Origin of the sequence: Nocardia sp. NBC_00416 (assembly GCF_036032445.1) — a bacterium.
In the GTDB taxonomy this organism is placed as follows: domain Bacteria; phylum Actinomycetota; class Actinomycetes; order Mycobacteriales; family Mycobacteriaceae; genus Nocardia.
This window is the reverse complement of record NZ_CP107932.1, coordinates 7,364,947-7,372,728: the sequence shown is the minus strand read 5'-3', so window position 1 is coordinate 7,372,728 and position 7,782 is coordinate 7,364,947. Positions and strand designations below refer to the sequence as shown.

Below are 7,782 nucleotides of genomic sequence, written 5' to 3'. Positions count from 1 at the left end.
CTACGCGGCGGAGAACGCTACGTCAAATCGCCACGTCGGCACCGCATCTGCGCAGTTCAGAGGCTTGCCGACAAGCGATCCGGCGGGCCGGATCGCACAAGTGTGACCCAGCCCACCAAGATCAATTCACCGGTGTACGCCGCACACCCGCGAAATTCCGCTTGCCACGGCGCAATACGAGCCACTGTCCGTGCAGGTAGTCACTGTTTTCCGGCGTCCATTCCAGGTCCTTCACGCGCTCGTTGTTCACCGAGGCGCCCCCTTCGTTCACGGCCCGGCGGGCCGCTCCCCGGCTCTCGCACAAGCCGGCGGCGACCAACAGGTCGACGATCGTGTCGCCGCCGGGCACCACCTCGGCGACCGTCCCATCGGCCGCGGCCTCACGCAACGCCGCGGCGAGTGTCGGCTCGTCCAGGTCCCGCAGCTCGGCGCGACCGAACAGCGCCTGACTGGCGAGTTGCACGGCGCGGGTGTTCTGTTCTCCGTGCACCAGCGTGGTCATCTCGGCCGCGAGACGGCGCTGCGCCTCGCGTGCGTGGGGACGCTCGGCGGTCGCCTCCTCCAGTTCCCCCAGTTCGGCACGGTCCAGGAAGGTGAACCAGCGCAGGTAGCGGACGACATCGGCGTCGGCAGTGTTCACGAAGTACTGGTACCAGGCGTACGGGCTGGTCAGCTCCGGGTCTAGCCAGAGGCTTCCACCTCCCGTGGACTTGCCGAACTTCTTACCGTCGGCCGAGGTGACCAGCGGAACCGTCAGCGCGTGGACGGCGGCGCCGTCCACGCGTCGGTTCAGTTCCACCCCCGCGATGATGTTGCCCCACTGATCGGAGCCGCCGACCTGCAGTACGCAGTCGTGCGTGCGGCGCAGCTGCAGGTAGTCGTTGGCCTGCAGCAGCATGTAACTGAACTCGGTGTAGGAGATTCCTTCTCCCTCCAACCGCCGTTTCACGGTGTCGCGGGCGAGCATTACGTTGACCGAGAAGTGTTTGCCGATATCGCGCAGGAAGTCGACGGCGCTCAGGGCACCGGTCCAGTCCATGTTGTTCACGATGAGCGCGCCGGTCGGCGAATCGTCCAGGTCCACGAACCGCGCGAGCTGGGAGCGGATCCGCTCGGCCCAGGCGGCGACGGTATCGGCGGAATTCATCGCCCGCTCGCCTACCTCGCGCGGATCGCCGATCAGTCCGGTGGCGCCACCGGCCAGCACGATCGGGCGGTGCCCAGCCCGCTGGAAGCGCGTCAAGGCCAGCAGCGGCACCAGATGTCCCGCGTGGAGACTGGCCGCGGTGGGATCGAAGCCGGCATAGAGGTTGCGCGGGCCCGAGCCCAGCGCCTCCCGGAGCGCGTCGAGGTCGGTGGACTGCGCGATGAGACCGCGCCAGGTCAGTTCGTCGATGATGTCGCTGCTCACGGGTCCATCTTCGCGCACCACCGCAACCGGGATAACGCGCGGTGCGATCATCGCGAACCACTCCGGTGGGCGATGCGCGGCGGTAGTGTCCGCCGCTGCGCACGGTCCCGGCGCGGGCGATCCGCGTGCATCGCGGTCGGTCGCGGCAGTTCCCGCTCACGACCGGCGCACCAGCCGCGCGAGCCGGCCGGGCGACGTGGGCTCAGGCGGACTTCTCGCCGCGCGGCGCGCGTGGACTGCGCCGGTATGCGGAGACCGCCGGGGAACCGGCCAGCCAGACCCGCCACGGGCGGTCGGCGGCGGAGCTCACTCCGACCCGTGGTCCGGTGGCGATCCGTGACGGCTCGACCGGACTGCCCAGTTCCAGCCGGATCGCGGACTCGGGATCGAAAACGTCGGCGCCGTAGTCACCGAGCCCTATGCCCAGCGCGCTGCCCAGGTTGCCCGGCCCCTTGGCCAGGTCGGCATCGGTGCGCGCGCCGGGCCGGCGACCACCTGCCTGCGCGTGGCCGGCGATGATCTCCGCCGCCCGGAGCAGAATGCCGCTGGCCACACCGTCCGGACCGCTGATGATGTTCACGCAGGTGTGCATTCCGTAGCTGAGATAGCAGTACAGCCTTCCCGGCGGGCCGAACATCACCGCGTTACGCGGCGTCGGGCCGCGCCCGGAATGCGCCGCCGGATCATGCCAGGGTCCCGCGGGGTCGCCACCGTATGCCTCGACCTCGACGATCCTGGCGCCGACCGGGCCCGACCACAGGGTTGCGCCGAGTAGACGCCGGGCGGCGGTCAATGGATCAACAGCCAGTTCCTCGGCACTCACCTGTGGATTGTCGCAGCCGGTACCCGGCGCCCGCCCGGGGTGTCTGTCCGTGCAGGTCCACGCGGTGAACCGGGCCGGTGGGGACGGCGCGAGATCTGGGCGCGCACCGCTCGGGACAAGTGGGGTCGACAGGTCGATCGACCTCACGGCTTGCGGAGGGGACCCGCCGGGCGAATAATTCATCAGGTAATGAATTCAACACCGGATGAATAAGGTGGATCATGTCCGATACCGGCGCGCCGGCCGCGGTGGAGGTTCGGAGCCTCACCGTTCGCCGCGGCAAACACGAAGTGCTACAGGATATTTCGCTGAGCATTCCGCGGGGATCCATCACCGGACTGCTGGGACCGTCGGGTTGCGGGAAGACCACCCTCATGCGCAGCATCGTCGGCACCCAGGTGGTGGCCGGGGGTGAGGTCACCGCACTCGGACTGCCCGCGGGCAGTGCCGGGTTGCGGCGGCGGATCGGTTACGTGACCCAGGCGCCGAGCATCTACTCCGATATCAGCGTGCGCGACAACGTCGCGTACTTCGCGGCGCTCTACGGGGGTGATCGGGACGCGGTCGAATCGGCGCTGGGCGCGGTCGGATTACTGGACCATCAGGGACAACGCGGCGACGAACTCTCCGGAGGACAGCGGACACGGGCCTCGCTGGCCTGCGCGCTGGTCGCCGGACCCGAACTGCTGGTACTCGACGAACCCACCGTCGGGCTGGACCCGGTCCTGCGGGTGGAGCTCTGGAAACAGTTCCGCGAGCTGACCGCCGGCGGCACGACCCTGCTGGTGTCGAGCCATGTCATGGACGAAGCCGAGCACTGCGATCGGCTGCTCCTCATGCGCGACGGCCGGTTGCTGGCCCAGCTGAGTCCCGACGGGCTCCGCGAACACACCGGCGAGCAGAACCTCGAACAGGCGTTCCTCGCCCTCATCACGATGGGAGCCCCGGCATGAGCGACCGAGGAGCGGAATCGACCGTGGCGCCGGGACGCACCGAACCGGCCACGCTGTCGCCGGCCGGACCCCGGCCGGGGGCGGCCTACCTGGCGACCACCGCCCGGATCCTCCGGCAGTTGCGCAGCGATCGGCGGACGGTGGCCATGATCCTGGTCGTGCCGGCACTGCTGATGACCCTGCTGTACTTCATCTATCAGGACGTTCCGGCCACGCCACAGCAGCCGGTGAGCCTGTTCGACCGCGTCGGGATCAGCATGCTCGGCATATTGCCGTTCATCGTGATGTTCCTGATCACCGCGATCGCCATGCAACGCGAACGCACGTCGGGAACACTCGAACGGCTACTCACCACACCGCTGACCAAACTCGATCTGCTCGGCGGATACGGGAGCGCGTTCTCCCTCGCGGCGGCGGCCCAGGCGGCGGTCGCCTGCCTGGTGTCGTTCGGACTGCTGGGCCTCGACGCGGCCGGCAATCCCGGCTGGGTCGTGCTGATCGCGATGGTCGACGCGATGCTGGGAGTCGCACTGGGGCTGCTGTGCAGCGCGTTCGCCCGCACCGAGTTCCAGGCGGTGCAGTTCATGCCGTTGGTGGCGGCGCCGCAGATCTTCCTGTGCGGACTCCTGGTACCCCGCGCACAGCTGCCCGACTGGCTGGAGGTGATCAGCAACATCATGCCGCTGAGCTATGCGGTGGACGCCCTGCACGAAGTATCGATCCATGCCGAACCGACGGGCCTGATGTGGCGGGATCTGGCGATCGTCGCGGGGTTCGCGGCGGTCGCGCTCTGCCTGGGCGCGGCGACGCTGCGGCGCCGGACCGCATGACTACGGAGGAATCCGACGCCGCGCGGGTGCCCCGGACGGGCCGGCGCCCCGGGCAGTCCGGGGCGCGGGACGCGATCCTCGCCGCCGCCCGGCAGCGATTCGCGCGGGGCGGTTTCGACAAGACCTCGATCCGGGCGGTAGCGGCGGACGCCGCAGTGGATCCGGCGCTGGTGCACCACTACTTCGGAACGAAACAGCAGTTGTTCGCGGCGGTGGTGGAACTGCCGGTGGATCCGGAGATCGTGCTGCGGCAGATCGACGCGGCACCAGTGGATCGACTGGGCGAAGCCATGGTGGCGGCGGTGGTGGGTCTCTGGGATTCCCCGGCGGGCGCGGGAGCGATCGCTTTGGTCCGCAGCATCGTCGCGGGCGGCGATACCACGCTGGCCCGGGATTTCTTGTTGTCGGTGATCCTGGAACGGGTCCGGCAACGCATCGCCACCGACGGTGACGACGGACGGTTGCGGGTCGCACTGGCGGCATCCCAGATGGCGGGGCTGGTGCTCACCCGCAAGATCCTGAACCTGCAACCGGTCGCCGAGCTGCCGCTGCCCGACGTCGTCGCCATCGTCGGACCCGCTGTGCAGCGGTATCTCACCGGTGATATCGGCCAGGGCCCCCGGTCCGGCGACGAGCCCTGACCCGGGGGTCATTCTCCGTACTGGCTCGCGAAGTCCGCGTGCTCACCGTCCTCGACGGGACGCGCTTCGTCGGCGAGCAGTACGGGGATCCCGTTGTCGATCGGGTAGGCCAGGCGCAACCGCGGGTTGTAGAGCACATCCGCGCCGTCGGCGGCGCGCACCAGGTGCAGCTGCCCTTTGTCCTGTGGGCAGGCCAGCAGGCTCAGCAGGGTGGGGTCCAGAATGGTTTCCTCCGACATGGAGATCAACCTACCGGGCGGCGGAACGAGATATACCGGTGGCCGAAATAGGTCCCGGCCGCGACCGCCCCCATCACCACCACCGCGGCCGGCGCCCGGGGGAAACCGAGCACCGTCACCGCGAGTTCGAGCAGCAGCGCGTTGGCGACCAGTCCACCGCTGTTGACCGCCGCGAACGCCACGAAATCCCGGAACACCCGGCCCTGGACCCGGAACACCAGTTTCCGGTGCAGTACGAACGCGATACCGATTCCGGTCGCGTACGCGGCGGCCACCCCGGCCGACGGCGGCACCGAGGCGCCGAGAACAGCGAGCCACGCGACGGTCAGACCTATTCCCATCACCGTATTGACGGCCCCGACCACAGCGAAGGCGAGTCCCTGACGGCGGACCAGCCGCAGCAGGGGACCCGGGTCCGGCGGCTCGCCGGGCGTGGCGCCCGCTTCGGAGGAGGCGGTGGCCGGGGACGCGTGTGCGGCGGGATCGCTCACGGCCGGGCCGCCACCAGATCCGGCTGGTCGGCTGCCGGTTCGGCGGGCGGCGGGATCGGTGTCCCGCCCTGGCGACGTCCGCGCCGATACAAGAGTTCGAGGAGCGCGAGACCGAGCAATCCCGCTACCGCGGCCGCGATCCCGATTCTCCAGCCCGGCGGCCGCCAGGTGAGCTCCAGATCAGCCGCACGGGTGCCGGGCGGGATGTCCACCGCGACGAAACTGTTCGCGACCACATCGATCGGAATCGGACGTCCATCCAGGTGAGCGCGGTATCCGGGCCAGCCCAGCCGCGCGAAGACGATCCGGCCGCCGCTGGGCGAATCGACCCGGACCCGGCTGGTGGTGTCGGATTCCGCGGGCGCGCCGGTGGCGACGCCGTCGGTGTACGCGATTCGCCCGGTGCGACCGGATACCGGGCCGCCTTCTCGTTCGAGGACCTCGAGGTACTTCTCGTGTCCCGGGTAGTCGACCCATTTCCAGCCCGGCGGAGCGGGTTGATCACGAGCGCCGGGATACAGCGCCCGGTGCAGGACGACACGGTCGACGAGCATCAGATCCACCAGGGGGCGGCCGGTCTCGGGTTCGGGCGCGAAAGCCCGGCGGTAGGCGTCGGGGCAGACGCTGGTGTCCCAGCGCATGCACAACAGATGCCCGAAATAGAAGTGACCGTTGGGGGTGTAGCCGCCCACGTAATCCGCTTCCAGGTTCTTGGCATAGTTCCCGAAGGCCAGCGATCCATAGGCGCCGTCGAGGGTGCGCTCGCCGGGATCGATCAGCGCACGATCGCCCAATTGCAAGGTGGTACCGGGGAAGTCGGGGAACGCGGCCTTCATCGCCGAGCGTTTCTCCGGCAGGTGCCAGCTCATCGGCGTGGGTTGCGCGGCGTGGACCTGGAGGTAGGCGATGGGCGCCACCGCGGCCAGCGCCAGTACACAGGCCGCGGCCCGGCCGCGGGTCCGGGCCAGCCACACTACGGCCGCCCCCAGCACCCCGACCCCCGTCGCTGCCGCGAGGTGCCCGAGTACCGCCTCGGGCGCGGCCGCCGCGGAGCGCGCCAGCAACGCGACGATCAGCAGGCCCGCCGCGATACCGCGGCGCTGTCCCCCGGCCACGGTCCCGAACCGGCCGAGCAGAACGCACACCAGCACCAGCAGGGCGAGCGCCACCATCGGCAGCACCCGCGCCGGCCAGCGCAGCGGACCCATGGTGCCGGGTCCGGCGGTCCACAGCAGGGTCAGAACCGCGAACAGCGCGGGCCCGCTCAGCTCGCGGGCCGCCTCGGCCGCGCGTTTCCAGTCGACGAACGCCAGCGCCGGGATCAGGAACCAGGCGATGTACACCATCGGCAGCGGCTGTACGTAGCCCCACCAGGAGGTGAAGGCCGGCAGCGTGCTGGGCAGGCTGGCGTTCAGCGATTCCGACCACGGCACCGCCAGGAACTGGTCGTTGCGTATCTCCGACGCCCCACGCCAGGTGACATCCGCGGTCAGCAGGCTGGGCAGGTAGGTGGCCAGGCCCGCGAGCGCCGCGCACCCCGACACCAGGGCCAGCCGGACCGAGGGCGCCCAGCGACGCTGGTACACGACCTCGCCGATGAACACCGCGCCGAACAGGACGGCCGCTTCGACGGCGGGGAACACGTACTGGACCGAGAACGTGAAATAGAGGAACACGAAAACCGGGATCGGCCCGCCACGCCCGCGCGCGTACCGGACCCCCGACGCCCAGGCGTGGACCAGCCAGGCGGTTCCGGTGAACGCGGTCATCCAGCTGGCGGCGTCGAAGAACAGCAGGAAACCGCTGAACGGAAGGGCGACTCCGGCGACCGCCGACCAGGCCGGACGACCCCCGTAGCCGAGGCAGACCCGGTACACGCCGAGCCCGAGGATCACCGCGAACAGCAATTTGACCGCGGTCGCGTACAGCGCGAGATCGTCCACCGAGACCGCGACCAGGTCGATCAGCAGTTGCGGCGGGTTGAGCAGTCCGGCCTCTTCGATCGCATAGTTACCGGCCAACCAGTGTTCGGGCACCATGACAGGGAATTTCCCGTCCCGCAGCCGGCGGCCGATCATCACCCACAGCGGCGCGTACTGGGATTCGGTGTCGTCGGTGTAGAAATGCCGGGAATTCGCCAGTAGGACAGCGACGTAGGCGGCGAGCACTCCCGCCGCGCACACCAGCCCCCATCGGAGCACATCCCGCCGATCATCGGCTCGACCATCCGCCACGGGTCCCAGACCCTACCGTTTCCGAGCGGCTCCGCGACCGTAATGACGCGCAACCGGATCTACCCGCGCCGCGCCCAGTACACCTGCTAGAGTTCGCATTTCTCGGGCTCACCAGCGTCATCGAGACCCGGCACGCGTTATCCGCCGTCGAAAGTCGATC

The 7,782-nt window shown here is 69.5% G+C and carries 8 protein-coding genes; 3 read left to right on the top strand and 5 right to left on the bottom strand.

Annotation, left to right across the window (positions count from 1 at the left end; translation table 11 throughout):
* Positions 1-121 precede the first annotated feature (121 nt).
* Entirely contained in the window at positions 122-1,411 is a 1,290-nt protein-coding gene (tyrS, locus tag OG804_RS32200; RefSeq protein ID WP_328392505.1) for a tyrosine--tRNA ligase, read from the bottom strand.
* Between the two features lie 202 nt (positions 1,412-1,613).
* Positions 1,614-2,234 (bottom strand): DNA-3-methyladenine glycosylase, encoded by a 621-nt coding sequence (locus tag OG804_RS32195; protein WP_328392503.1) that lies wholly within the window; start codon positions 2,232-2,234, stop codon positions 1,614-1,616.
* A gap of 221 nt (positions 2,235-2,455) precedes the next feature.
* On the opposite strand from OG804_RS32195, the gene OG804_RS32190 reads away from it, so the two are divergent.
* Genes OG804_RS32190 through OG804_RS32180 form a run of 3 tightly spaced genes read left to right on the top strand, consistent with a single transcriptional unit; the run spans position 2,456 to position 4,658 of the window.
* Positions 2,456-3,187 (top strand): ABC transporter ATP-binding protein, encoded by a 732-nt coding sequence (locus OG804_RS32190; RefSeq protein WP_328392500.1) that lies wholly within the window; start codon positions 2,456-2,458, stop codon positions 3,185-3,187.
* The gene (locus OG804_RS32185; protein ID WP_328392498.1) at positions 3,184-4,017 is read left to right on the top strand and encodes an ABC transporter permease; all 834 of its coding nucleotides are present in this window, start codon (positions 3,184-3,186) and stop codon (positions 4,015-4,017) included. The genes OG804_RS32190 and OG804_RS32185 overlap by 4 nt, the downstream gene beginning before the upstream one ends.
* The gene (locus OG804_RS32180) at positions 4,014-4,658 is read left to right on the top strand and encodes a TetR/AcrR family transcriptional regulator (protein ID WP_328392496.1); all 645 of its coding nucleotides are present in this window, start codon (positions 4,014-4,016) and stop codon (positions 4,656-4,658) included. The genes OG804_RS32185 and OG804_RS32180 overlap by 4 nt, the downstream gene beginning before the upstream one ends.
* 8 nt (positions 4,659-4,666) lie before the next feature.
* On the opposite strand, the gene OG804_RS32175 is transcribed toward OG804_RS32180, so the two are convergent.
* Genes OG804_RS32175 through OG804_RS32165 form a run of 3 tightly spaced genes read right to left on the bottom strand, consistent with a single transcriptional unit; the run spans position 4,667 to position 7,622 of the window.
* Positions 4,667-4,897, bottom strand: coding sequence for a Trm112 family protein (locus tag OG804_RS32175; RefSeq protein ID WP_328392494.1), 231 nt, complete (start codon positions 4,895-4,897; stop codon positions 4,667-4,669).
* 5 nt (positions 4,898-4,902) lie between these two features.
* The gene (locus OG804_RS32170) at positions 4,903-5,388 is read right to left on the bottom strand and encodes a GtrA family protein (RefSeq protein WP_328392492.1); all 486 of its coding nucleotides are present in this window, start codon (positions 5,386-5,388) and stop codon (positions 4,903-4,905) included.
* A complete protein-coding gene (locus OG804_RS32165; RefSeq protein ID WP_442941698.1) occupies positions 5,385-7,622 on the bottom strand; it encodes a hypothetical protein in 2,238 nt (745 codons plus the stop codon). Before OG804_RS32165 ends, OG804_RS32170 begins: the two co-directional genes overlap by 4 nt.
* Positions 7,623-7,782: the final 160 nt, after the last annotated feature.

Bases quoted from the DNA above. Each gene is read 5' to 3' on its own strand.
- OG804_RS32190 (WP_328392500.1), top strand. From the start codon at position 2,456: ATGTCCGATACCGGCGCGCCGGCCGCGGTGGAGGTTCGGAGCCTCACC.
- OG804_RS32175 (WP_328392494.1), bottom strand. From the start codon at position 4,897: ATGTCGGAGGAAACCATTCTGGACCCCACCCTGCTGAGCCTGCTGGCC.
- OG804_RS32185 (WP_328392498.1), top strand. From the start codon at position 3,184: ATGAGCGACCGAGGAGCGGAATCGACCGTGGCGCCGGGACGCACCGAA.
- OG804_RS32180 (WP_328392496.1), top strand. From the start codon at position 4,014: ATGACTACGGAGGAATCCGACGCCGCGCGGGTGCCCCGGACGGGCCGG.